This window comes from Leptolyngbya sp. 7M (assembly GCF_018128485.1).
In genome coordinates this window covers 5,952,206-5,974,675 of sequence record NZ_CP070897.1, presented here as the reverse complement: position 1 = coordinate 5,974,675, position 22,470 = coordinate 5,952,206, and the positions used below count along the sequence as shown (strand labels likewise).

Annotated in this window: 25 protein-coding genes, 3 pseudogenes and 1 riboswitch; of the genes and pseudogenes, 14 read left to right on the top strand and 14 right to left on the bottom strand. The window is 51.7% G+C overall.

Annotation, left to right across the window (positions count from 1 at the left end; all coding sequences use genetic code 11):
• The first annotated feature begins 12 nt into the window (after nt 1-12).
• The gene (locus tag JVX88_RS31665; RefSeq protein ID WP_211622379.1) at nt 13-1,881 is read left to right on the top strand and encodes a PD40 domain-containing protein; all 1,869 of its coding nucleotides are present in this window, start codon (nt 13-15) and stop codon (nt 1,879-1,881) included.
• On the opposite strand, the pseudogene JVX88_RS31660 reads toward JVX88_RS31665, so the two are convergent.
• From JVX88_RS31660 to rpsM, 3 genes and pseudogenes are all read right to left on the bottom strand, one after another.
• Nucleotides 1,861-2,331, bottom strand: a pseudogene (locus tag JVX88_RS31660) (DNA-directed RNA polymerase subunit alpha); the annotation flags it as partial. The gene JVX88_RS31665 and the pseudogene JVX88_RS31660 overlap by 21 nt on opposite strands.
• 160 nt (nt 2,332-2,491) lie before the next feature.
• Entirely contained in the window at nt 2,492-2,887 is a 396-nt protein-coding gene (gene rpsK, locus JVX88_RS31655; protein ID WP_036002383.1) for a 30S ribosomal protein S11, read from the bottom strand.
• A 219-nt stretch (nt 2,888-3,106) separates the two neighbouring features.
• A pseudogene (rpsM, locus tag JVX88_RS31650) lies at nt 3,107-3,208 on the bottom strand (30S ribosomal protein S13); the annotation flags it as partial.
• Between the two features lie 2 nt (nt 3,209-3,210).
• Here rpsM and JVX88_RS31645 point away from each other — a divergent pair.
• Nucleotides 3,211-3,651, top strand: a pseudogene (locus JVX88_RS31645) (DUF3641 domain-containing protein); the annotation flags it as partial.
• A gap of 164 nt (nt 3,652-3,815) precedes the next feature.
• Here JVX88_RS31645 and JVX88_RS31640 read toward each other — a convergent pair.
• The gene (locus JVX88_RS31640) at nt 3,816-4,262 is read right to left on the bottom strand and encodes a DUF4278 domain-containing protein (protein WP_211622377.1); all 447 of its coding nucleotides are present in this window, start codon (nt 4,260-4,262) and stop codon (nt 3,816-3,818) included.
• A gap of 39 nt (nt 4,263-4,301) precedes the next feature.
• Nucleotides 4,302-4,371, bottom strand: a riboswitch (Glutamine riboswitch).
• A 184-nt stretch (nt 4,372-4,555) separates the two neighbouring features.
• Nucleotides 4,556-4,879: a hypothetical protein gene (locus JVX88_RS31635; RefSeq protein ID WP_263975336.1), complete on the bottom strand. Its 324-nt coding sequence runs from the start codon at nt 4,877-4,879 to the stop codon at nt 4,556-4,558.
• Nucleotides 4,880-5,681: 802 nt separating this feature from the next.
• Between JVX88_RS31635 and JVX88_RS31630 the strand changes: the two genes are divergently transcribed.
• The gene (locus tag JVX88_RS31630) at nt 5,682-5,948 is read left to right on the top strand and encodes a GTP-binding protein (RefSeq protein WP_317134514.1); all 267 of its coding nucleotides are present in this window, start codon (nt 5,682-5,684) and stop codon (nt 5,946-5,948) included.
• Between the two features lie 49 nt (nt 5,949-5,997).
• Here the strand turns inward: JVX88_RS31630 and JVX88_RS31625 are convergent, their stop codons facing one another.
• Nucleotides 5,998-6,396: a MaoC family dehydratase gene (locus JVX88_RS31625; RefSeq protein WP_211622376.1), complete on the bottom strand. Its 399-nt coding sequence runs from the start codon at nt 6,394-6,396 to the stop codon at nt 5,998-6,000.
• A gap of 7 nt (nt 6,397-6,403) precedes the next feature.
• The gene (locus tag JVX88_RS31620; protein WP_225931241.1) at nt 6,404-6,742 is read right to left on the bottom strand and encodes a DUF1957 domain-containing protein; all 339 of its coding nucleotides are present in this window, start codon (nt 6,740-6,742) and stop codon (nt 6,404-6,406) included.
• A 141-nt stretch (nt 6,743-6,883) separates the two neighbouring features.
• Between JVX88_RS31620 and JVX88_RS31615 the strand changes: the two genes are divergently transcribed.
• Entirely contained in the window at nt 6,884-7,138 is a 255-nt protein-coding gene (locus JVX88_RS31615; protein ID WP_211622374.1) for a hypothetical protein, read from the top strand.
• Between the two features lie 392 nt (nt 7,139-7,530).
• A complete protein-coding gene (locus JVX88_RS31610; RefSeq protein WP_225931240.1) occupies nt 7,531-8,610 on the top strand; it encodes a prepilin-type N-terminal cleavage/methylation domain-containing protein in 1,080 nt (359 codons plus the stop codon).
• A 257-nt stretch (nt 8,611-8,867) separates the two neighbouring features.
• Here JVX88_RS31610 and JVX88_RS31605 read toward each other — a convergent pair whose 3' ends face one another.
• Together JVX88_RS31605 and JVX88_RS31600 are read right to left on the bottom strand one after the other, a co-directional pair.
• Nucleotides 8,868-9,317 (bottom strand): hypothetical protein, encoded by a 450-nt coding sequence (locus JVX88_RS31605; RefSeq protein WP_211622373.1) that lies wholly within the window; start codon nt 9,315-9,317, stop codon nt 8,868-8,870.
• A 72-nt stretch (nt 9,318-9,389) separates the two neighbouring features.
• Nucleotides 9,390-9,971 (bottom strand): DHHA1 domain-containing protein, encoded by a 582-nt coding sequence (locus JVX88_RS31600; protein WP_211622372.1) that lies wholly within the window; start codon nt 9,969-9,971, stop codon nt 9,390-9,392.
• A gap of 187 nt (nt 9,972-10,158) precedes the next feature.
• On the opposite strand from JVX88_RS31600, the gene JVX88_RS31595 reads away from it, so the two are divergent.
• Nucleotides 10,159-11,322, top strand: coding sequence for a PAS domain-containing protein (locus tag JVX88_RS31595; RefSeq protein ID WP_211622371.1), 1,164 nt, complete (start codon nt 10,159-10,161; stop codon nt 11,320-11,322).
• 106 nt (nt 11,323-11,428) lie between these two features.
• Here JVX88_RS31595 and JVX88_RS31590 read toward each other — a convergent pair whose 3' ends face one another.
• Nucleotides 11,429-11,782 carry a hypothetical protein gene (locus tag JVX88_RS31590; protein ID WP_211622370.1) on the bottom strand — a complete coding sequence of 118 codons (354 nt, stop codon included), beginning with the start codon at nt 11,780-11,782 and terminating at the stop codon, nt 11,429-11,431.
• Between the two features lie 149 nt (nt 11,783-11,931).
• Here JVX88_RS31590 and JVX88_RS31585 point away from each other — a divergent pair, with 149 nt between their 5' ends.
• Together JVX88_RS31585 and JVX88_RS31580 are read left to right on the top strand one after the other, a co-directional pair.
• Nucleotides 11,932-12,084 carry a hypothetical protein gene (locus JVX88_RS31585; protein WP_211622369.1) on the top strand — a complete coding sequence of 51 codons (153 nt, stop codon included), beginning with the start codon at nt 11,932-11,934 and terminating at the stop codon, nt 12,082-12,084.
• 12 nt (nt 12,085-12,096) lie between these two features.
• Nucleotides 12,097-12,717, top strand: a complete 621-nt coding sequence (locus JVX88_RS31580) for an alpha/beta hydrolase (protein WP_211622368.1) — start codon at nt 12,097-12,099, stop codon at nt 12,715-12,717.
• Between the two features lie 224 nt (nt 12,718-12,941).
• On the opposite strand, the gene JVX88_RS31575 is transcribed toward JVX88_RS31580, so the two are convergent.
• The 3 genes from JVX88_RS31575 to JVX88_RS31565 form a co-directional block, all read right to left on the bottom strand.
• Nucleotides 12,942-13,406, bottom strand: a complete 465-nt coding sequence (locus JVX88_RS31575; protein ID WP_211622367.1) for a DUF4383 domain-containing protein — start codon at nt 13,404-13,406, stop codon at nt 12,942-12,944.
• Nucleotides 13,407-13,526: 120 nt separating this feature from the next.
• Nucleotides 13,527-13,829 carry a hypothetical protein gene (locus JVX88_RS31570; protein ID WP_211622366.1) on the bottom strand — a complete coding sequence of 101 codons (303 nt, stop codon included), beginning with the start codon at nt 13,827-13,829 and terminating at the stop codon, nt 13,527-13,529.
• A 159-nt stretch (nt 13,830-13,988) separates the two neighbouring features.
• The gene (locus tag JVX88_RS31565; RefSeq protein ID WP_317134513.1) at nt 13,989-14,414 is read right to left on the bottom strand and encodes a TlyA family RNA methyltransferase; all 426 of its coding nucleotides are present in this window, start codon (nt 14,412-14,414) and stop codon (nt 13,989-13,991) included.
• A gap of 100 nt (nt 14,415-14,514) precedes the next feature.
• Here JVX88_RS31565 and JVX88_RS43460 point away from each other — a divergent pair, with 100 nt between their 5' ends.
• The 4 genes from JVX88_RS43460 (at nt 14,515) to JVX88_RS31540 (ending at nt 19,006) form a co-directional block, all read left to right on the top strand.
• Nucleotides 14,515-15,423, top strand: a complete 909-nt coding sequence (locus tag JVX88_RS43460) for a TRAM domain-containing protein (protein WP_317134512.1) — start codon at nt 14,515-14,517, stop codon at nt 15,421-15,423.
• Nucleotides 15,377-17,344 (top strand): TonB-dependent siderophore receptor, encoded by a 1,968-nt coding sequence (locus JVX88_RS31550; protein WP_211622365.1) that lies wholly within the window; start codon nt 15,377-15,379, stop codon nt 17,342-17,344. The genes JVX88_RS43460 and JVX88_RS31550 overlap by 47 nt, the downstream gene beginning before the upstream one ends.
• 155 nt (nt 17,345-17,499) lie before the next feature.
• A complete protein-coding gene (locus JVX88_RS31545; protein ID WP_211622364.1) occupies nt 17,500-18,201 on the top strand; it encodes a hypothetical protein in 702 nt (233 codons plus the stop codon).
• Nucleotides 18,202-18,460: 259 nt separating this feature from the next.
• A complete protein-coding gene (locus JVX88_RS31540; protein ID WP_211622363.1) occupies nt 18,461-19,006 on the top strand; it encodes a dual specificity protein phosphatase family protein in 546 nt (181 codons plus the stop codon).
• 225 nt (nt 19,007-19,231) lie between these two features.
• Here the strand turns inward: JVX88_RS31540 and JVX88_RS31535 are convergent, their stop codons facing one another.
• On the bottom strand, nt 19,232-19,477 hold the full coding sequence (locus tag JVX88_RS31535) for a hypothetical protein (RefSeq protein WP_317134511.1): 246 nt from the start codon (nt 19,475-19,477) through the stop codon (nt 19,232-19,234).
• Between the two features lie 60 nt (nt 19,478-19,537).
• On the opposite strand from JVX88_RS31535, the gene JVX88_RS31530 reads away from it, so the two are divergent.
• On the top strand, nt 19,538-20,890 hold the full coding sequence (locus tag JVX88_RS31530) for a hypothetical protein (RefSeq protein ID WP_211622362.1): 1,353 nt from the start codon (nt 19,538-19,540) through the stop codon (nt 20,888-20,890).
• An 8-nt stretch (nt 20,891-20,898) separates the two neighbouring features.
• A complete protein-coding gene (locus JVX88_RS31525) occupies nt 20,899-22,164 on the top strand; it encodes a DUF3479 domain-containing protein (protein ID WP_211622361.1) in 1,266 nt (421 codons plus the stop codon).
• Nucleotides 22,165-22,470 lie beyond the last annotated feature (306 nt).

Sequence of the window (22,470 nt, the reverse complement as noted above, 5' to 3'; positions counted from 1 at the left end):
TCCTGGCGGGTGGTGGCGACCTTCCGGGGATCGGACACCCACCCCAAGGAAGTCTTCCTGTACCACATGGCCGGGGCGGATGGCCAGGGCGGCAGCAGCTATATTGACCACGTGATCCTCCGCGATCGCGACGCCAGCACGGGGTGGACCGCGGCGGCCGGCTCGGTCCGAGCCGAGCGGCGGTACGTCTGCCAGAACTGGCGGGCCGACGTGTCGGTGATCCTGACGGACACGGGGAGTCTGGTCGAGTGGGCCAAATATTCCTCCTACGGCGTGCCCTTCGGCCTGCCGGCGGGGGACACCGACGCCGACGGCGACTGGGACGCGGCCGACTCGACGGCGATCAGCAGCAGCCTTGGATACGACGTGCGTCACGACACGACCCTCGACGGGGTGGTCTCCGCGGCCGACGTGGCCCACGCCAATGCCATCACAGGGGGATACCAGACGCTGGGCCGGGGCCGCCTCTCGAGCACGGGCGTGGCCAGCCGCAAGGGCTACGCGGGGTACTTTTCGCCGCAATCTAGGGATTTCAGGCCAGAAAAGCGCTATGAAGGCGGACAGGCGAACAGGCTTTACATCTTCGACACCGCAACGAACGACGCAAAGCTGATCTCCGACAATCCCCGAGCGAACCGCGATGCTATGTGGATCGGGAACGCGATCTATTACATCTCTGATAAGGATGGAAAGTTCAATCTTTATTCATATGACACTACAAACGGGCGGACCACACAGATAACACGAAACCGTGATTGGGATATCCGTTGGCCAAGTTCAGATAATCAAGGGAAAATTGTCTGGGAGCGCGATGGCGAGCTTGAAGTTTTCGAGATAGCTTCGCGGCGAGCGAATAGGTTGAACATAAATGTTCCTAATGACGGGGTGAACCGCAGAAAGCGGCAAGTGTCCGTGGCAAATTTGATCAGCTCATTTGGACTTTCTCCAAAAGGCGAACGTGCGGTATTCGCGGCACGCGGCGACATCTTCACTGCCCCGATCGAGCGCGGAGGCACCCGCAATCTTACTAATTCTTCGGATGCACACGACAAGCTTCCCGCCTGGTCGCCAGACGGACGAACTATCGCTTTTGTGTCGGACAAGACAGGCGAAGAGGAGATTTGGACCGTTCCACATGATGGCTCTTCATCGGCGATTCAGATAACCACCGGCTCTAAGGCGCAGAAATACGCTCCGTTCTGGTCGGCTGACGGCAAAAAGCTAGTTTATAGCGATAAAGATGCAAAGCTCTATGTTGTTAACGTAGAAACGAAGCAAACACAGGAAATAGCGAATGCGCGAAACGGGCTGATATTCAACTATGCCTGGTCGCCGAAGGGAAATTATGTTGCATACACACGCCAGACGGAGAACGGGCTTTCGTCTGTGTTCATCTGGAGTTCCACAGAGAATAAGTCTTATCGGGTAACGCCGGAAATGTTTGGCGCAGGGAACGCGGCGTGGGACCCGAGCGGTGATTATCTATATTTCATCTCGCAGAGAGAATTTGCACCACAGATATCTCAGTCGGAGTTCAACTATGCGACGAACCGTATGTCGCAGATATATTCGCTGGCTCTGAGAAAGGACGTTAAACACCCCTTTCCGTTTCAGGATGACGAAGTAACGATCACACCTGAACGGACGGCCGGTGTCGCAACTGTCTCACCGCCACCTGCTCCTTCACCTTCACCCACAGATAAGCCTGAAGCAATAGATTTCGACGGCATCGAACGCCGAGCGGTAAAGGTTCCTCTGCAAGCTGACAACTATGCAGGGCTTTCAGCTAACAGGGGACATTTGATCTATGCCGTAACCCCGCCGTTCTATTATGGACGCCAGGCACCGGATCAGGCCTCTTTGCAAAAAGTCCAGGGCTGACGTTTCGTCGCGACCCCGCTCGATGGCCCGATAGCCAATCCCCTTTTCAACTCGGCACTCGATCTCTAACGTATGCCCTGCCGCCAGCGTGGCAATATATTGTTCCGGATCGATCACCTGAACTTCGGCTGGAAAGTCGAAGTAACCTGCGGTGATTGTCGCTGGCCCTTCCACTCGCAGCCGCCCAATCTGTGGCTGGGATGAATAGCTTTTGAGAACAACCTCCTTCATGTTCAGCAAGATGTCTAGCACATCTTCCCGCACGCCAGGGACAGTCATAAACTCATGAGACACTCCCGCAATCCGTACAGCCGTCACCGCAGCCCCTTCTAGGTTAGACAGCAGAACCCGTCTCAGCGCATTGCCAACCGTGATTCCCTGCCCTCGATCGAGCGGTTCCAGCACAAACTTGCTGTAGGAGCTGCGGTCATCCCCGGTATCCGATTCCACACACTCAACTTGAAACTGTGCCACAGTCAAACCTCCCTTCTCCTTAGCCCTAGAAAGCAAACCTAATTCCGCCAATCCGTTCCCAACCTGAGATAACGGTTAACATCAACCTGTCCTCAATTCCTCAAATCTCTATTGCTTCTGCTGCGGGAGCTAGCACTTACACCCGACGCCGCTTGGGAGGCCGACAACCATTGTGGGGAATGGGCGTTACATCTCGAATCAACGTAATTTCCAAACCAGCCGCTTGCAGCGCCCGGATCGCCGTTTCCCGGCCAGAGCCAGGACCGCTCACCATCACCTCGATTTGCCGCATACCTTGCTCAGTTGCCCGTTGGGCTGCCCGCTCAGCCGCTGTTTGCGCCGCATAGGGAGTTCCTTTCTTCGCGCCTTTGAAGCCGCTAGCGCCAGAGGACGACCAAGAAATAGTCTCGCCATTTACATCAGTAATGGTTACGATCGTGTTGTTGAAGGTCGATTGGATATGAGCCACTCCATTGGGCACATTCCGCTTCTGTTTTTTAGCTCCCGTCTTTCTGGTGGGTTGTCGTGCCATACGCCGTTATCTCTCGTTGATTAGGTTCAGTGATTCTCGTTGATTAGACTCGTTCATAGAGCGGACTAGCTGATGCTGAGTCCAGGAAATTGGCTGTAGATGGTAAGTGGATTGCGAAAAAGCTGAGACGTAGTTCCCCGACCAGCTTTTCTCAGACAGACAAAAACAGCGACTAGGGGGACCCATCTCGCTGCTAGATCCAACTTCCCAGATACGGCCCTATTTCTTGCTGGGCGCTTTCTTCTTACCTGCTACAGTGCGGCGACCACCTCGGCGGGTCCGAGCATTGGTTCGCGTTCTTTGACCCCGAACGGGTAGACCCCAATCCGGTAGGGGCGTTTTTGGCTAGCGGTCATGCCAAGATGGAGCAGGAGTGGAAAGCTGGATTGCAAAAGAACCACGGCATCCAGTTTGATCGGTTGATTACCCTCAACAACATGCCAATTTCGCGGTACTTGGAATGGCTAGAGCAGTCGGGCAATTTACAGCGCTATATGGAATTACTGGTCAGTCGCTTTAATCCAGCAACGATTAATGGGTTAATGTGTCGCAACACACTATCGGTTTCCTGGGACGGACGCCTATTTGACTGTGACTTCAACCAAATGCTGGATCTAGAAATTCGAGACCCTGCCGGCAAACCGACCCATATCCGTGACTTTGACCCCGTCCAACTCGCCCAACGGCAGATCATCACAGGGCGTCACTGCTTTGGCTGCACAGCAGGAGCAGGCAGCTCTTGTGGAGGTGCGATTGAAGCATGATGCCTGCGCTACAAAATCACTGAAACTACTCCAAAACTACTGAATTCACTGTTTAACACCAAAGTAAAAACACCAATCTGGAGTCACAGAATGTAATCATCCTGCAGACTCCAGATCGGTGTATTTAGCTGCGCCAGAACCAATTAGCCGTATGCTTAATCGATTCAACCTGCTTGCTGCATCTCATTCTGCAGCAGGTTCAGCAGTTTGTAGTCGCCTCTAGCTTTAGCGGCTTCAATTCGTTGCTGCAATCGACGACGGATATGCATCTGATGGGTCTGCTCGTATTCTGCAAACTGGGCTTTGCTGGTTTGCCATCTAGGGTTGCTAGAAACCATAGCCCGCTTAGCCGAAGCCTGAGACAGGGATGTCACTGGAGATGTCACTGGGCGAGCGACCGGACGAGGTGCAGGCATGGTTTGACCTGTTTCAGTCGTGCGATAGGTCGCGCCTCGATAAGTGAGGGTATGAACCGGTTGAGGTACCGGAATATGGCGAGGATAACTAAACGAAAAAGCTTGCCCCCGATAGGTACCTTGAATTGGACTATCCACCATATCCACAGGTTGGGGTTCGCGATTATAATGTGCTCCACGATAGGTAAGCTGCATATTAACTCCCGGAATGCGTCATTCAATCAGGTGTAGAGAGGCGCGTTCCTTCAGGAATAACTCCTTACTTCCGTCTCCACTCCAAACATGGTGGGCAGAGATGAACGAAACATCTTTTATTTCTGTATCTTATTTTACTATTTTGCCAACGAAAAGACAATTTCACTAAATGTAACCCAAGGCCAATCTTCATGGAAATCTGGGTCTGCCTAAAGAATGATTAAGGATTTGGAGTGTTAAGGGTTTGGCGGCAATGCTGAACACAAATTTCCCTAACCTCAGAGCGCTGAAAACTAATACACCACCTGGCGCTGCCGCTCAGCACAGGACCGTACAATCACATTCAGGATTTCGTCACTGCCGTTGCCGGCCATAATCCAATCCATTGGCACCTGCAACACCTCGCTAATCGCCTGCCGAAACTCGTTGGCAAAGGGATTGGGATAGCGCCGCAGCCATTCGCCATCAATATTACGCAGCACGTCCATTGCAGCCGGCGAAGGCGGATAGGGATTTTCATTGGTGTTGAGTTTAATAATGCGAGTGCCGGGCTTGGGTTGCTCACCGGGCACGTAACCGGCCATCGCGTCGATGTTGGGACGAAAGAAGCTGCTCATGGCATTGGACTAAAACAATGAACTTTCCTATCTTAAAGCAGCGGCGAGCGGGACTTGAGGTGGGTTCACTGACTAGATGGCGCTTCTCGATTGACTAAGTACCTCGGCATAATTAAAAACCAGATTCAAAACCCTGCGCCGCCCGCACAGGGTTTTGGGTTTTATGTTTAATTATGCTCACCTACTTAGAGCACCGACTAGAACATCGAAAAGTCGAGGAACCCGCGCAGGCAGATTTTGACAGTGTAGGCACGGTTTGAGCTGTTAGCTTATATTGCAAACTATCACGAAAAATCACGAAATTTTGCTTCTTTTTTTCTCTATTCATTGCTGAATGGCTGAGACACAAGTTAGAGCGCTGCTCTCTGAATTTAGAATCTATGAAGCGGCAGTTTAGCTGATATAAATTTTCATAAAACAGCGCGTTGATTCAGATTATCAACAGGTTAATCTTAATTTATTGCGGCAAGACTCGTTGAATTAATTGATCTTGAATTGTATTGATCAACGACATTCTAATCCAGTTAGCCATTGGCATTCTTCCGACAATTGGCAACTGTCCACCTCTACAAAATTCATTGTTTCAATCATTTATTTGGCGTTGAATCGATCGGCGCTGCCCTTGCTAGTTGTCCCTTTCTGAATGCCGAATGCTTCGCCTCGTCTGCTGAGGATTTGCAGTCAATCAACTAGTTGAACCTCTTAGAAACTACAGGAACTAACGGGTTCATTAGTTAGTGAACTGCAGGATTTTGCTGCAAGCTTTTGTTAACAAACATCAGCAAGACAAGTGAGTTGTCCTATGAGTGAAAAAGTTTTATCTGGCTCACGAAATGTGGCGATTGTGGGTCCCTATCTGAGCGGCAAAACGACGGTACTGGAAAGCATTTTATCGGTCACAGGAGCAATTACCCGCAAGGGCAAAGTGACGGATAAGAATACGGTCGGAGATGCCTCGCCAGAAGCCCGCGATCGCCAAATGAGTGTTGAAGTCAATGCCGCTAGTACCGAGTATGGCGGCATTTGTTTTTTTATCTGCCATTATTTGACTCCCGTTGAAACTACGTGAAAAGAATAGCTTTCCGAAAATCTGAAGGCAAACTTAAACTTGATCCGCATCAGGGCAACAGCATTATCTTTGATTCGCCAATAACGACAGTCTCACCGCGTTGATTGGTACAAACTGTATCGAGCGTTACGATTCCGCGATCTTCGCGTATGTGTTTGACGGTCGATGTAACGGTAACGCTGTCGCCGATAAAAACCGGTGCGGTGAAGCGCATGGTCTGTGAGAGATAAACTATCTTCTTCGCCGCAAATTCATCGCCAAGCACCGCAGAGATGAACGCACCGGTCAACATCCCGTGTGCAATCCTGCGGCCAAAGCGCGTGTTTTTCGCAAACTCTTCGTCAAGATGTATTGGATTAAAGTCGCCCGAAACATCAGCAAAGGCCCGAACAAGTGCGTCCGTAACCTCGCGTGTGCGTGAAAACGAATCTCCGATGTTTAGCTGCATAGATTGATCAGCTCCTGTAAATAAGAGGATCGATCTCAGGAAAGATATTATCCCTTAATTCTATTTCGGTTAAGAGTTCTTCATCGGTCTCACCCGTTTCCAGCATTGCGGCCAGCAGGTCAAAGCGATGTATGTGGGACTGGAATCGGCGCGATGAATATTCCACCGTGGTCCCCTGATATATCTGGAAGGCCCAATCGGATGATTGAGCGAGCAGTAATTCACGGGCAAGCTGCTTCAGAATGCGAAGATCCAGGTCTGGCCCGTTTTGGAAAGAAGTGTCCGTTTTCAAGCGGTCTGCAATTTCGGTCATTCTTCGTTCAGCATCATGCTGGTATGGATACATCCATGAATTACCTTCATTAAGCCAAACTTTGTAGTAACCGGCCTCACCCCACGATGACGCGCTTGGTTGCTGGCGTTGAATATTGATACCGCTGTCCAGAAAATCGCCCGGCGTTACGGCCGCGATCTCACTTTGGTCCCAATGAAGCTTACGGAAAAAGAAATCAATGAACTGGGGCCCTTCGAACCACCAATGCCCAAAAAGCTCGGCATCGTATGGAGAAACGACAAGCGGCGGATGGCCTTCGAAAGTTTCGCGAAGAACGTAAGCCTGCTTGATGCGTTCCCCGATGAAGTGCGAAGCATTCTCGGCAGCCTTTTCGCGTGCGAGCGACGGAATATAAGCACTTTTCTTGTTTTGCGGAACAGTCTTGCCGGTAATGCGGTGATACTTTAGCCCGAGGTGACGGCGGTTTCCGTCGGCGTGCAGATGCGGCTTCAGATATTCATACGGTGCGTCGAAGCCGATATCACGGTAAAATTCGCGGTAAACGTCGTTGCCCGGATATCCGATCTCCGGGCTTTCTGCGCGGCGATCGGCGTGTGTTCGGAGCCGTCATCAGGGGATCGCTCTCGGAAGGGCCAGCGCTGGGGTGCGCCAGCCTTCACAAAGAGAGAAGGAAGGAGGTCGGGAGTCGCTCTCTGGGGTTCAGAGCCGAGAAGCGTCGGGGCACTTCATGATGTCTTCACGATCACTTCACTGCTGTTGGATGGAAGGTGCAGACGTGTTCGGCATGATTCATCGCTCTCGTGGGCAGTGTGCGCGCCCCGGAGGTTGAGCACCCGCCCTTGGAGAATGAAACGATGCCCAGCACGACGCGCCGAGCGTTCACCCTGATCGAACTTCTCGTGGTCATCGCGATCATCGCGATCCTCATCAGCATCCTGCTTCCCTCGCTGGCCGGCGCCCGCGCCTCGGCACGGGCCCTCAAGTCTTCGTCGAACGTTCGGTCGGTGGTCCAAGGCGTCATCCAGTACACCACCACCGACCGCTTCTTCCCGGCGTCGTACCTCTACGCCGATCGTCCGGACGGCATGACCTGGCGCCTCCAGGACCAGCAGGAGACCCATCCGCAGCCCGCCAACGGGTACATCCACTGGACCTACCAGCTCTTCGACAACGGCGGGGTCCCCGAAGAGGCGTTCAAGAACCCCGCGGCCGTGCGCGGCGGCGCCCCGGCGACGAATCCGGGCGGCCGGATCGAGGACTGGGAGCCCTCGTGGCAGCTCAACGGCCAAGGTCAGGCTCCTCCATCCGCACCGCCGACCGATCGCCAGGTCAAGCGAATTGGGTACGTCGGCAATGCCGCCATCTTCCCTCGGAACAAGTTCGCTCCCAGCGGCGAGGTCCGCCGGAATCAGTTCGTGAATCCGTCGTGGGTTGAGCAGGAGCCAGGCGGCGGCGCCAAAACGATCCTGGTCAGCGAGTTGCTGTTCACGGCCGACTGGCGCTCGGTCCGTGACCCGTCCAACAACGAGAGCAAGAGCCACCGCTCGATCACGCCATTCCTGGGCCGCTCGGTCGGCATCGATGTCTACAACGAGCCGCTGGGCACGGGCACGACGGCGCGGTTCCGCTATCCCACCGAGGCCGAGCTCCTCCCGCTGGCGAGCCTGCCGCTCGACGGCGTGATGACCAGCACCGCGACGCCGACGCTGATGAACGCGGTCGGCCGATTCCACCCGGGCGGCGACCGTCGCTTCGGCGGGACCACGGTCTTCGGATTTGTCGACGGCCACGTCGAGCAGCTCTCGCTGACGCAGACGATCCCGAACATCGCCGACCCGGCGACCCAGGGTCGAGCCCTTTGGGGCACCCGGTTCTTCAGCCTCACGGGCAACAACCGCGTGCTGACCAGGCAGGACTGACTCGCAACCTCGCGGTCAAGCTCCGTGTCGTGGGCAGAATAGACCTCGCCCATACCCCCTTCGCCGATCTTTGAACGGATCTCGTATCGTCCAAATTGTGTACCCGCAAACATCTTGACTTATCCGACACCATTCCTTGTAAGAAGAACACCAAAAGGCAGGATCTTGTGACAGACCAGCCGGCCGATATTGTTCGAAGATCCTGCTCTTATAAACGCTTGGCGCGGGGAAAAAGTTGCCTGCGTCGGGAAAAATGATCAGCCCCTGCGGATACGTTTGTAAACTATGCCGGCCGGAACGAAGCCCGAGGGGTTTGAGGAGGTTACTTTCAGGTTGTTTCCCGAGCGGAACCATCCGCCGCCGGAACGGGTAAATTCCAAAACCAATGGAGTGCCGCCGACATCTATCGGAGCGAAGGTTACAATCACTCGATTCCGAGCAAAGGTCCAATTTCCCGTGCGCACCACGTTGCCGCGATTCTCGTAGTCGCCCGTCATCGTTGCAGAAAGGTCGGCTTTTAGGTCAAGCAATTCTACGACGCGTCCGCTCGCACCGATAAATTCACGTCGATATGTACCAATAAAGCGGTCTGTATCCCGATATAGCATCACCGAATAACTCGGCGAAGCAGTTGCGGAAAATACATACAGAGGTGCGAAAACCGCAAAGCAAAGCAATGCCAAAAAAACCACTGATGTTTTTCTCATATTCTTACTCCAATTATTCCCTATCTATCTGCTTTGATGGGTTTTGCATTGTAAACGTTGGAATAAAATGGTTTATGAACTCAGCTTTTCAATAGCTGTATATGCCGCCTCAAGCGCATCGCCCAATCTTTCGGCGTCCGGTCCGCCTCCTTCGGCCATATCGGGGCGGCCACCGCCCTTACCGCCAATTATAGGAACGATCTCTTTGATAACATTCCCGGCGCGGATCTTGTCTTTCAGATCATCGGAAACGCGGACAATTATGCTTGCCTTTCCTTCGTCTTTTCGTCCTAAAACGATTACGCCGGACCTAAGCCGCGTAAGTAAGGTATCAGAGAGCTGTCGCTGGCCGTTCGCATCAAGACCGTCAACTATCTTTGCAACGACCTTAACTCCGCCGATCTCACGTGTCTCATCTCCGTTGGACGACGCTCCGCCAATAGCACCGGTCGCGATCTTGAGTTTTAGGTCTTCTATTTCGCGGCGGGTGCGTTTTACTTCTTCCTGCAATCTTTCTATTGCGTTGGGCAGGTTGTCGCGTTGTGTTTTCAGGAGATCGAGCGAGCGGTCGATCAATACTTCGTCCTCGCGGAAACGCTCAAAAGCGTCAAAGCCCGTTATAGCCCGAATGCGGCGAACTCCGGAGGTAGTCAAATAACGTCATTTTGAGAAACAAAAATATGAGGAGGAAAGGTATTAACTAGAGAGAAAATCGTCTTAAAATGGGAATGCTAACGATAAATGGGAACTAATATAGGGAAACTAATATAGGATTCTTTGATTTATTTTTTCTACCTCAATTTATCTTAAGGAAAATTTATGAGTATGGGCTGGCAATTCCATGGCATCAGCAGATAGGATTTGGCGAGATAGCTCAGCCGCATCTGACCCGATGCTCCAGCAGGTGATGCTTGTCGATCCGCCTACGGTGGCTGTCCATACCCCAGCTGCTACAGCTGTTACTCAGATGGCCCAGGCTCAAGTTGGTTGTATCTTGATCCTAGACCAGCAGAGGCCGGTTGGCATTTTCACAGAGCGGGATCTTGTCCATCTGGTTGCGGCTCAAATTTCTTGGGAGCAGCCAATCTCTGCTTTGATGGTACAGCCATTGATTTGCTGTGCTACTACCGAAATCTTAAATTTGTTGATGATTGTGGAGCGAATGCAGCAGTACTCGGTGCAGTATTTGCCGGTGGTGGATGCCGAGGAACGCTTGGTTGGGCTAATTACCCAAACGCTGGTTTTGCAAGCCCTGGCTGAAGATAACAACCGGTGTCGCCAAGCCGAGGCCAAGTTGCGGCAGCAGCAGGAACGCCTGAGGCTATTGACCGACGCGCTGCCAGTTTACCTTTCCTATCTGGATACCGAGCAGCGCTATCAGTTTGTCAACCGCACCTACGAGCAACGCTTTGGCATGAGCCGAGACGAAATCTGCGGTCGGCCCATTTGGGAAGTGTTGGGTGAAGCGGCCTATCAGGTGGTACGGCCCCAAATCGAACAGGCTCTGGCCGGCACTCCGGTGGTCTATGAGGCTGCTCAGCCCGATCCTCAAATTGGTACGCGCTACACGGCAGTCACCTTGATTCCCGATCGAGCCGCCGATGGGCGGGTGTGGGGGTGCTGTGCCCTTGTCACCGACATTACCGACCGCAAGCAGGCAGAGCTAGCTCTCCAAGAACGAGAATACCTGCTGAGAACGCTGGGAGATAATTTGCCGAAGGGATTAATTTACCAGTTTGTGCATGAACCGCCTAAGCGCTATTATTTCACCTACATTTCGGCTGGGATTGAACGATTGGTGGGGGTCAAACCGGAAGCCGTGCTACAAGACCCCAGTGTGCTGCATGATTTAATTGTCGAGGCCGATCGACAGCAGATGGCAGAGTTAACCGAATTTTCGCGCCAAAATCTGACCTTGTTTGAAATGCAGATGCGGAAACGCACACCTGCTGGCGGCATCCAATGGTCGCAGTTGCGGTCGGCTCCCCGTCGGTTAGCCGCCTAGCGGCTGAACCGATTCCGGCAGCAGTGCAGATTTACAGTTTGCCGGTACCCCTTTGGCGAGTGATTGGGGTAGCCGTCCTTGCAGAGGCTCTGCACCCGCCTGCGGTCTATGCGTTTCTCGACATCCTTAAAAAGCGGAAAGCAGCTTGAGTTGCTTGAAAACGCCTACAGGTCTGATAATGCCGATCCTCTAGCCAAACGCGCATTTCATCCATCGATGCTTGCTGAACCGACTGGTTCGTCACCGGATCATAGGCATGCCAAACCACTTGGCCATTGCTGTCTTCACTGCGCCACACATGCGGTTCAGTCGAGGTGCTGAAATAGGCCACCAGACTTTGCCAGATGTGGTTTAACCGAGTTTTCAACCTCAGAGATAAAGCTTTAGAGACAGTGTTAGCCGTTGGCTCAGTCAGAAATTCGAGTGCTTGGTATTCTTTCCAGCTCAGTTGCGATTTCATAGTCTAATCTCTTTAATTCATGATTTGCTCTTGATGCATTTAGTTTAAAAAACTGTAGCTAAAGATACAAAAACCAGCCTTTATTGCTTACATGAGCAGGTTCGATGCTTGCTGAACCGATTATTTTGTTGAGCTGAGCACTAGCCACCATGAGCGAATCATCCTATGCTGAGCTAGAAAATTGTCATATCGTCACTAACGACGGAATGTTTCTGCCGCCACCTACAGGTGTACAACTGGCTGAAGTCGTGCAATTAGAGATTGATCAGGTTGGAAATCAGGTTGGGCAACCGCTGAATTAGGAACGAAGCTTTATGTTCTTGCATCTACACCGCTTGATTGCCCTGCTGATTGGTCCAATCGCGCCCGCCTTCTCGCTTTTGATTGCTGGTGCTACCATCCCAGGACCAGAGTCAACAGCAGTCCATATTACAACTCCAACCGGCATGATTCACGGCACACAGCTCGTTCCAAAGTCTGACCAGCCCCCTGTGGCCTTGATCATTGCGGGTTCAGGGCCAACCGACCGTGACGGGAATAGCGCTGTCCTGCCCAAACCAAACAATAGCCTCAAACTCCTTGCAGAGGGATTAGCGGAGTACGGGATTGCCTCGGTTCGGTATGACAAGCGTGGTGTGGCAGAGAGTGCCTCCGCAGTGCGGGAGGAAGCTGATGTTACCTTTGATACGCTTGTAGAGGATGCGGCTCTTTGGGTTCAACCGCTACAGTCCGATTCTCGCTTCTCCAGCGTTACGGTGATTGGTCACAGTGAAGGCTCTCTCATCGGAATGATAGCGGCGCACACAACGGGAGCAGATGCATTTGTATCCATTGCAGGACCGGCACGCAAGGCGTCTGAGGTCTTACGAGACCAACTGCGGCCTCGCACACCCCCTGTTCACAATCAATTTGTGAATGCTGTAACTAAGCTTTAGTCATGCCGTAAAAATAAAATGATTAATGGTTTTTCAAGCTACATGATTAATCTTATTGAGTTAATTGGTCACTGCGTTCCATCTTTGGAGGCAGATTCCCAAAACCTTGAGAATGAGAAAAGGCAACAGGCGTCTTTGTATAGACAACCCATTGCCTAGATGCTGTGTTTGACTGAGAGGAAACTGAAAACGCAATGTTAGAGAATTTGAGCGTTGCTTGCAGATCAAGTCGATAGACCACAACCTTGATTCAAGTTGCCAGCTTTAACAAACCCATAGTAATAAGCAATGCCAGCCGTAAGGGCGCTGATCAAAATATTGCTACCGTAGATTGGCATAGTGCCAAATATTGTATTGGTGACAGGCAAGAGACCAAAAACAGCAATTGCTGTATACATTACAGCAAACATCTGATTGTAGATAATTGAACCACTCAGGCTAGTAAAGGTCGCAATGCCCCAAACGCCAACCAAAATCCGAACTGCATTATGCAGATAATTGGTGGGAACAACTCCTAATGCCTTGCCGTAACCAGGAGCTAGAACCAGATTGGCAGGATCAGAACCAGAACTGAACAGAAATCCTGCTAAACCGAGTAATAGGAACGAGCTGCCCAACAGTAAGGCACAGTAGCGAATCTGCATTTGTTCAGAAAGTTGGTCGCTTGGTAGCGGAGTATTGGTTTGCATAAGTTATATCAAGTTTGGTTGATTAGCCATAGTAAGGGCGAAGCATTTGCGTCAGAAGATCGGTAGCTATGCCTTGGATTCATTTCGCAAATGCTTCGCCCTTACGATAGTGCGGTTGTTCTATCCGACTTGATGCAAATGAACCGTTCCTTTTTCAGTTGCCTCTTCGGCTGAAGCTGCTTCTGCAGTCGTTGTCACATCAGCCGTTTTCGCATCAACTTTCCCGGTGCTTGATGAAAAATTGGTAGCAATTGGCTCCTCTGCTCCTTCGACCTTCGGGGCTGTAGTTTCGCCAGCCGCAATATTTGCATCCAGCATGGCGCTGCCGCCTGAATTGGGAGGGGCAAAGGCTTGAGTTTGTTGAGATGCAGCGATCTCTTGATTGGGTTCTGTCGCTTGGTTATGCATTTCAGCATCAGGCATTCTGGTTTCCTCCCCACTTGGTAGTCAGAGTGGTGAACTTGTCTATTTTCCAAGTTAATCAGAATGCCAGCCGTCGATGTCCGTCCAGAGGCAGGACTCGAATGTAGTTCCATTGTGAAACTGAACACAATCGCTATTAAACCAATAGGTAGCACCAAATTAGGCCAATTGAGCAAACAGCGCTTCCCAACCATTGGTGCGTTCTCGTAGAATTACGCGCGGATCCTGCCGTAGCTTCCAGGCAACTTGGCCGTAGCCTACATCAATGCCGTAAACCAGTTTGGCTCCAGCTTGCAGCAAACAGTCGGTAAACCCTCCAGTTGAGATCCCGCCATCCAAGCCTACGCGTCCATCGACTGTAATGGAAAACTCCTGCAGCGCCCTGGCTAGCTTTTCCCCACCCCGCGACACATAGGGCGACCGCGCCTTCACTTCGATTGCCAATGTCGGGTCCACTTCGGTGCCCGGTTTGTCAATCACTTGTCGATTCACCATCACTTCTCCAGCCCGAATCAGCCGCTGGGCCTGCTGGCGAGATTCACAGAGGTTGCGTTCAACCAAGAGAGCGTCTAGACGTTGTTTCAAAGTCAGCTTCAACCCAAACTTCAAACAGGCGGAAATTAGAGCAATCAACCGTTTCTCAGCGGCGCTCTTACTATGGTAAAGGTAAGCGAGGACAGGGAACATGGGTCAGTCCACCGAAGATAAAACGCTAGAAGATAAAACGCTAGAAGATAAAACGCTAGAACCAGATGGAGTCTGGCAGCAGGGGCATCTCCTAGAGGTGACGATTGTTGATTTGAACCACAATGGGGAAGGCGTTGGGCGCTGGCAGGGACGAGTCGTATTTGTACCAGGCACAGTTCCGGGTGAGCGGGTTTTGGTGCGGCTGGTGCGAGTCAAACCCCAATATGCCCAGGGCAAGCTGCATGAGCTAGTAGAACCCTCTCCGCATCGAGTGCGACCCAGCTGCATCGTGGCAGACAAGTGTGGCGGCTGTCAGTGGCAACATGTGGACTATGGGCAGCAGCTCGCCGCTAAACGGAATTTGGTGATTCAAGACCTGGAACGAATTGGTGGCTTCAGTCAGCCGGTTGTGGAACCCGTTTTAGCCGTGGCGGATCCGTTGGGGTATCGCAACAAGGCAACCTATCCGATCAAGGTCGCTCGTCCAATCAAAGCGGTAAAACCTGAACCTGTCAGGGCAGCAACTTCATCGCAATCCGGGAAGCAGCGACCGCGTCCGATTCTAAAAGCTCAGGTGCCTTCACCCAATCCTACCGTTCAAGTTCAAGCGGGTTACTACCAAAAAGGCAGCCATCAGTTAATCAATCTGAATCAGTGCCCGATTCAAGATCCGCGACTGAATCCGTTTTTGGCTGAAATTAAACAGGACATTCAGCAGCAGGGATGGTCCATCTACAATGAAACGACCCACCAAGGCGAGGTGCGCCATTTAGGACTGCGAATTGGCCGACGCACAGGCGAGGTCTTATTGACGCTGGTTGTCCGCAGCGGTGATTTACCCAATATTGAACAACAGGCTAGTGATCAATATCGTCACCAAGCAACCCCTGGCCGAACCCTTCTATGAGTTCTCCACCAGCTATGGTCGGTTCAATACTGTAGAAGGGCGCATCGATCTATCAGGGCCGCTCAATGACGAGAATACCTTGCGGTATCGCCTTAATGGGTCGTATCAGTACTCCGATACCTTCATTGATGCTCAGGGGGTAGATTTGCAGCAAATTGCGCTCACCCCTGTCCTCAGTTGGGATATCAGCGATCGCACTCGCCTCACCGTTGAAGGTCTCTATCTCGATGTTGAAACCCCGCAACGGGTCGGCTTACCCGCCGCCGGCACGCTCCTGGATAACCCGAACGGCTCAATTCCCCGCGATCAGTTTGTCGGAGAACCCAACTTTGATGGCAACGATCGCCAGATTTTGCAAATTGGTTACGACCTCAATCATCGCTTGAATGAAGATTGGTCACTGCGCCACAGTCTACGTTACACCAATTTTCAAACCGAGCAGCGAGAAGCCTTTGTCAATGCTCTCTTAGATGATTTCCGCACCCTGGAGCGCTCCGGCGATCTGCTTCAAGACAACATCAACAACCTTCAAGTCACTGCCTATGTCACGGGTGAGTTTGAAACTGGGGCGATCGCCCATACCCTATCCGCTGGCTTTGACTACGTATTTGAAGAAGACTTCTTCGATTCCCGGTTCTTTGAAGCCCGGCCCATCGATCTCTTTAACCCAGCCTACGCTGGGGGCATTGGTGACCGAATTCCCGGGACTGGTAGTTCGATTCGGGATACCAACCAAGGTTTCGGACTGTACCTGCAAGATCAGCTCCGGTTCTGGGGCGATCGCCTGATTCTCTCCCTGGGCGGGCGACTCGATTTTGTCAACTCGGCCAGTGAAGACCGGCAGATCCCAGGCTCACGCCAGTCCCAAGGCGATACAGCCTTCAGCCCTCGGGTTGGTATTTTATTTAAACTGGCAGACAATGTTTCACTCTATGGCAGCTACAGCCGTTCATTTGAGCAGTTGACTGGACGCAGCGCTACCAATGATCTGTTTCGTCCCTCTCGGGGTACCCAGTGGGAAGTCGGTGCTAAAGCTGACTGGCTAGACGGGCGACTTTTCACAACCCTGGCCTTTTACGACCTCACCCTATCCAATGTTCTCACCACCGATTTAGATAATCCCGCCTTCAGTACCCAAACCGGAGAACAACGCAGCCGTGGCATCGAACTCCTCACCCAGGGAGAGATTTTACCCAACTGGAATATCGTCGCCAGCTATGCCTATACGGATGCTAAAGTAAGCGCCGATAACGACATTCCCGTTGGCAATCGCTTAGCTAACGTGCCACGCCATGCCGCCAGCCTGTATGACTTCATCATGCAGCTTCCTAGAGGGTTTGAAACCCAGATCGGGGATCGGGGGGTGATGCTTTCGGGTGGCCAGCGGCAGCGCTTAGCCATTGCCAGGGCCTTGGTGCAAAACCCAGAAATTCTAATCCTAGATGAGGCCACCAGCGCTCTGGATACCGTATCGGAAAAACTGGTGCAGGAAGCAATCGAGAACCTGAGCCGGAATCGCACTACGCTCGTAATTGCCCACCGTTTGTCTACCGTCAAGCAGGCGGACCAAATTGCGGTGCTCGATCAGGGCCGGGTTGTGGAACTGGGCACCCATGACGAGTTACTCGCCAAGAAGGGGTACTACGCTCGCCTCTGCGCCATGCAGTTTAGTGAACCGCAGGTCAAAGCTAATGTACAGCGGCAGCAATTGGCTAAAACGTCCCACGAAATTCGTTCGCTACTTAACAGCCTGGTTGGTTCACTCAGCCTAATCATGAACGGCGTATTAGACGATCCAAAAGAACAGCAAGAATTTACCCAAGAAGCCTATATTTCGGCGCTGAATCTACTCAGGAGTATCGAAAGCTTAGAACAGGATTCTAGTCAAATGTCAGGAAAAACACTAGCACTGAAAGCATGAGGGGGAGGAGCCAGGATCCAGAATTTCCTGGATCGGTTGGCAATTTGTATCAATTCAGCTCTCCAGTACAACCTTACCCGCGAGTAAGCTGCAGGCTAGTAGATTAAAGTCTGCTGAAGCAGACTATACAAATTTCACAACTATCCAAGCAAGCCATGATCAAACACTACATTTTTTTCACTCGTAATACTCTGCCTCAACCTAGAGCCGATCTGGTTCAAGTTGCTAACTGTGCCAATGCTGCTGCTAATTTGGGCTACTCTACGGTGCTCACTTATTTGGGGCAAGACGCTCGCTTGCGTCCTACGGATTGGATGAAGCCATTTAGTCCCCAATTGCCCGATCGTGCCCTCAAGCAGTTTTATAATCTGCACGACCAGCTCAAGGTTGCTGCGTTGCCTATTCCTAAATTATGTTCGCGCCTCAAGACTAAGCTCACCCACCCCAGTACAATTGTTTCAAAATACTATATTCCGCTGCATCTGCGGCCCGTAACCCAAATTGTCCATACTCGCGATTGGAATTTCGTCAAAGCTGCAATTCGCTGCGGCATTCTTGCGATTTATGAACACCATCACCACGAGGACAAGCAGTTCGAGCCAGAAATCGTGCATCACCCTTTGTTTCAAATTGCCGTAACGGTTGCTGATCCAGTACGAGAGAGCATGATCCAGCATGGAATGCCGTCTGAGAAGATCATCAAATTGCACAATGGATTTAACCGATCCTTCTTGGTACGCCGCCCAGACTGCTGGATACAGTCGAGGGGGTCAGTCGCCTGTTCGCTGGGGCAAACAGCAATGGGCGACGCTAGATTTTTGGGAAACCAGGCTGCCAGGCAAAATTTGCAACCTTAGTCAATCACAATACCCAAAGCAGGCAAGCTGAGTCAAGCGGTTGTTACATAGCGAGGATTTCTGCTGGTTCAGCCATTGGATTGCATCCTTGGGAAGATCGTAATTAATCCAAAGTACTTCCGTTCGAGGTTGCTTCACCGAAAGACACTGCTTGGCAGGCGACTCTATGTAGTCCCAATCCTGATAGAGCTGATTTAAATCAAAGACGAAACTGTCATCAGAACATCAGATTAAAATGAGCTATTAAACTCGATGAGCCATGTACAAATTTTCTCCAGCTTCCGAGAACGAACCGATTGTGTTTGGCGCAGCTCGACCGGGATATCGCAACGAGCAAGTTAACGAGTGGATTGCATTTATGCAGAATCAAGGCATCAAGCGAATTTGCTGTTTACTGCCTGAATCTCAACTAGTTCCCTACGCCAATCTGCTTGACGTTTACCAACAAACTTTTGGACTCGCTCAAGTCTGTTGGTCTCCAATCGAGGATTTTCAGATTGCTAATCCTAAAATTCTGACTCAGCAAATTTTACCGTTTCTATTCACTGCCAATCAGAAGCAGGAAAAGGTTGTGGTGCATTGCTCTGGTGGAATTGGGCGCACTGGGCATGTTTTAGCCGCTTGGTTAGTGGCTGGACGGGGCTTCTCCAAACAAGATGCAATTGCTGCCGTCAAACAAACGGGCAGAAATCCCTATGAAGCTGTGATCGCTGCCGCGTTTAAAGGCCGCAATCCTTGGACAGTTGCAGCGGAACTGAATCGGCTGCTGGATGAGTGTGGTCGGTTTGGAAGCGAGTTCAGTTGATCATAAATTGAATTTGAGGCTGCGTTGTTATGCCGCCCTTAGCTGAAGCAAGGGCTAATAGTAGAAAGTCCGCCAAACCGGACTAGATAAGTGTTTTAGTCCACTTTACTGGAGTTTTGCTATTAGCTTGCCGTTTACGCGCGGGTGGGTCTGTGATGCAACAAACAATCTTGATTTGCGGTCAATTGAAACCAACTGAAAACTAATAAACTGCACATTTCTGCTTCACGTTTCAATATCTCTGCCATTTACTTTGCCACCCACCAACCCAATCGCAATTGCATCCATTACCCGTGCCACTGGAATAATCTCCAGCTCAGAACTGCTGATCGCCTGACTCGCAGGTACCATTGCTCGTTTGAAACCGAGTTTTGCCGCTTCCTTCAGCCGCAACTCCATTTGCGAGACCGGACGCACCTGTCCTCCTAACCCTTCCTCCAACTCGATGGCAAACCCCTCGCGGTTGGGCAAAGCTTCAATCAGGCCGATCTCGATCAGGGACGTGTCACCTATCGCAGTGCTAGAGCAGGCGTGACCGTAATCGGCAATGGCACTAAACCCCTAGTCTCTGGCTCCAACATGGTTTGGCAAGGACCAGGCGGCAGTGATGGCGGTGCCGATAACGAAATTTTCTTTTCTGACGGTATAACTACCAAGCAGTTAACCCAAAATGCGGTCGATGACAAAGTGTTGGGCATTAGCGGCAACCGTGTGATTTGGGCCAGCCAAGTTGGAGCGTCCGACTCAAAAGGAGCTACCTACGAGCTGTTTGAGTCCAATGGCACTACAACCAACCGCCTCACCAATAACGCTGTCAACGAAGAATTTGTCGGGGTTGATGGTGAGCATCTGTTCTGGATCAGTCCGATTGGTCCTCTAAATCAGTATGGCTATCCAACCTATGAGGTGTTCTACGCCAAGAATGGGGCAGTCCGCCAGCTAACCAACAACAATGTCGATGAGGCAGTCAGTGATTTTGAAGGTGGTACAGCCGTATGGGAGGCCGCACTAGGTCCGGTGAATGCTGGTCGAGCCACGAGTGAAGTCTTCTACTTCAATGGCAATGATGTGCAGCAAATCACCAATAACAATGTAGATGACCTCGCTCCACGCCTAGACAATGGCAGAATTGCTTGGTCCTCCAGAGTTGGTGTTTCGGAAGTGGGGGCACCCAGCACTGAGGTGATGTTGTTTGACGGCGCATCAACCCAGCGGATTACCTTCAACAACACCGATGACTTTGTCAGCGATATTAAGGGGAATCAGCTCGTTTGGCTGAGCCGCAGTGGTCCGTTCAACGGTATGGGTTTAAGAACCTTTGAACTTTTCCGATTTGATGGAGCGACTACCCAACGGTTGACTACCAATGCCACCGATGAATCGCTGGTCGATATCAGTGGTCCAAATCTGCTGTGGATGGGGGGTGGCCCTGCCGACGCCATGGGTCGTGGTACGACGGAGCTGTTTTTGTTTAATGGTAGCCAAACGCTCCAAATCACCCGCAACCAAGTGGACGATGTGCCAGTCAGTTTGTTTGGTTCTAAGGTCGTTTGGAGTAGCAGAACTGGACCGAGCGGTCCACAAGGCGCTCCGGCTCGCAAACTCTTCTACTTTGATGGCACTAGCGCCAAGCCGCTTACCAGCGATGCTCGCAATGATGACGACCCCAGTTTCTCAGAAACCACAATTGCCTGGGCGTCTAACGATGGGGCGACCTCGCAAATTGTCCGCTATGACTTGGGCGATGAGTTTAGCTTCAAAGCAACCGATCGCCGCAACCAAGCCGGGGAACTCCTAACTCCCCCAACTTTCCCAACTCCTTGCCCTCCCAGTACCCCGTCTCCCAAAATCAGCCTAAGATCAGAGAAGAGTAACGTTTTGTGACTTGAAGCATGAAGCGCATTGTCTTGATCGCAGGATTTGAGTCTTTTAATGCCGACCTCTATCGGGATGCGGCCAAACTGGCGCAGCAGCGGTGTCCAGAGTTGGAGATTTGCGTCTTCAGCGACCGCGATCTGGCTGCCCAGCCTGAAGCAGTCGAGGCTGCCTTGCAGGGCGCTCATGTGTTCTTTGCCAGCTTGATTTTCGATTACGACCAAGTGCAGTGGTTACGGCAGCGGGCACAGCAGATTCCGATTCGGCTGGCGTTTGAGTCGGCGCTGGAGTTAATTAGTCTGACGCAAATCGGTAAGTTTGCGATTGGGGATAAGCCGCAGGGTATGCCTAAACCCGTCAAGTTTATTTTGGACAAATTTGGCAGCGGACGCGAAGAAGACAAGCTCGCTGGCTATCTCAGTTTTTTGAAAACCGGCCCCAAGCTGCTGAAATTTGTCCCGATTGGCAAAGTGCAAGATCTGCGCAACTGGTTGATCATCTACGGCTACTGGAATGCGGGTGGCAGTGAAAACGTGGCGGCCATGTTCTGGTTCTTGGCTGAGAAGTATCTGGAGCTGACCGTGGGCGAAATTCCCGCCGCGATTGAAACTCCCAATATGGGTCTGCTGCATCCCGACTATGCTGGATATTTTGAGTCACCCAAAGCTTACTTAGCCTGGTACAGCCAAAGAAAGCGGATCAACTCCAATGGACAAAGGCTATCAGAGGATACCACTTCGTTACCAGTGGTAGGTATCTTACTGTATCGCAAGCATGTGATTACCAAGCAACGCTATATTCCTCAGTTGATTCGTGCATTTGAACAGGCTGGTTTAGTACCCTTACCCATTTTTATCAACGGTGTGGAAGGGCATGTGGCCGTGCGCGATTGGCTGACTACAGCCCATGAACAGCAACAGCGACGCCAGGGTAAGGTAGAAATTTTGTCTCTGTCGAGTGATGCCGTAAAAGTCGATGCGATTGTCTCTACGATTGGGTTTCCGCTTGTGGGCGGTCCGGCAGGATCAATGGAAGCTGGGCGACAGGTGGATGTGGCGAAGCGAATTTTGACGGCTAAAAATGTTCCTTACTTTGTAGCGGCTCCTCTGTTAATTCAGGATATTTACTCTTGGACCCGACAGGGCGTTGGTGGCCTCCAGAGTGTGGTGCTGTATGCGCTGCCCGAACTCGATGGCGCGATCGATACAGTGCCCCTAGGCGGGTTGGTGGGCGACCAAATTTACCTGGTTCCCGAACGGATGAAGCGCTTGTCAAGAAGGTGAACCAGAGCCTATCCAAGAAGGAGTTGCTCAGCCAGCCCCGGAAGTCGCCGAATCAGTGCAGGAATCCAATTAGCGTGCTCTTGATCAGCTGAATGCCTGTGCTAAACTCTTCCGTCAACAGCGCCTCTAGCAGTTTGTTAACCCTATCGCTTTTGCCTGGGCTGTAGCTTGGACTAACATGCAAAAATGGAGCTCAGCCTTTGACCATTGCTGATTTGTCTGGTTGCCCCCATCCTGCTTTGGCAGGAAATTACAGCAACAAAATGCTACAAAGGCAACTAGCAAGAATTGCAATTAGGCAGTACG

What these genes read in the sequence shown, in the direction of transcription:
- JVX88_RS31585 (WP_211622369.1), top strand. Translation starts at nt 11,932, where the DNA reads ATGAGCGAATCATCCTATGCTGAGCTAGAAAATTGTCATATCGTCACT.
- JVX88_RS43460 (WP_317134512.1), top strand. Translation starts at nt 14,515, where the DNA reads ATGGGTCAGTCCACCGAAGATAAAACGCTAGAAGATAAAACGCTAGAA.
- JVX88_RS31540 (WP_211622363.1), top strand. Translation starts at nt 18,461, where the DNA reads ATGTACAAATTTTCTCCAGCTTCCGAGAACGAACCGATTGTGTTTGGC.
- JVX88_RS31625 (WP_211622376.1), bottom strand. Translation starts at nt 6,396, where the DNA reads ATGCAGCTAAACATCGGAGATTCGTTTTCACGCACACGCGAGGTTACG.
- JVX88_RS31575 (WP_211622367.1), bottom strand. Translation starts at nt 13,406, where the DNA reads ATGCAAACCAATACTCCGCTACCAAGCGACCAACTTTCTGAACAAATG.
- JVX88_RS31580 (WP_211622368.1), top strand. Translation starts at nt 12,097, where the DNA reads ATGTTCTTGCATCTACACCGCTTGATTGCCCTGCTGATTGGTCCAATC.
- JVX88_RS31640 (WP_211622377.1), bottom strand. Translation starts at nt 4,262, where the DNA reads ATGCAGCTTACCTATCGTGGAGCACATTATAATCGCGAACCCCAACCT.
- rpsK (WP_036002383.1), bottom strand. Translation starts at nt 2,887, where the DNA reads ATGGCACGACAACCCACCAGAAAGACGGGAGCTAAAAAACAGAAGCGG.
- JVX88_RS31615 (WP_211622374.1), top strand. Translation starts at nt 6,884, where the DNA reads ATGAAGCTTACGGAAAAAGAAATCAATGAACTGGGGCCCTTCGAACCA.
- JVX88_RS31570 (WP_211622366.1), bottom strand. Translation starts at nt 13,829, where the DNA reads ATGCCTGATGCTGAAATGCATAACCAAGCGACAGAACCCAATCAAGAG.
- JVX88_RS31590 (WP_211622370.1), bottom strand. Translation starts at nt 11,782, where the DNA reads ATGAAATCGCAACTGAGCTGGAAAGAATACCAAGCACTCGAATTTCTG.
- JVX88_RS31525 (WP_211622361.1), top strand. Translation starts at nt 20,899, where the DNA reads ATGAAGCGCATTGTCTTGATCGCAGGATTTGAGTCTTTTAATGCCGAC.
- JVX88_RS31605 (WP_211622373.1), bottom strand. Translation starts at nt 9,317, where the DNA reads ATGAGAAAAACATCAGTGGTTTTTTTGGCATTGCTTTGCTTTGCGGTT.
- JVX88_RS31595 (WP_211622371.1), top strand. Translation starts at nt 10,159, where the DNA reads ATGGCATCAGCAGATAGGATTTGGCGAGATAGCTCAGCCGCATCTGAC.
- JVX88_RS31630 (WP_317134514.1), top strand. Translation starts at nt 5,682, where the DNA reads ATGAGTGAAAAAGTTTTATCTGGCTCACGAAATGTGGCGATTGTGGGT.
- JVX88_RS31545 (WP_211622364.1), top strand. Translation starts at nt 17,500, where the DNA reads ATGATCAAACACTACATTTTTTTCACTCGTAATACTCTGCCTCAACCT.
- JVX88_RS31620 (WP_225931241.1), bottom strand. Translation starts at nt 6,742, where the DNA reads ATGTATCCATACCAGCATGATGCTGAACGAAGAATGACCGAAATTGCA.
- JVX88_RS31635 (WP_263975336.1), bottom strand. Translation starts at nt 4,879, where the DNA reads ATGAGCAGCTTCTTTCGTCCCAACATCGACGCGATGGCCGGTTACGTG.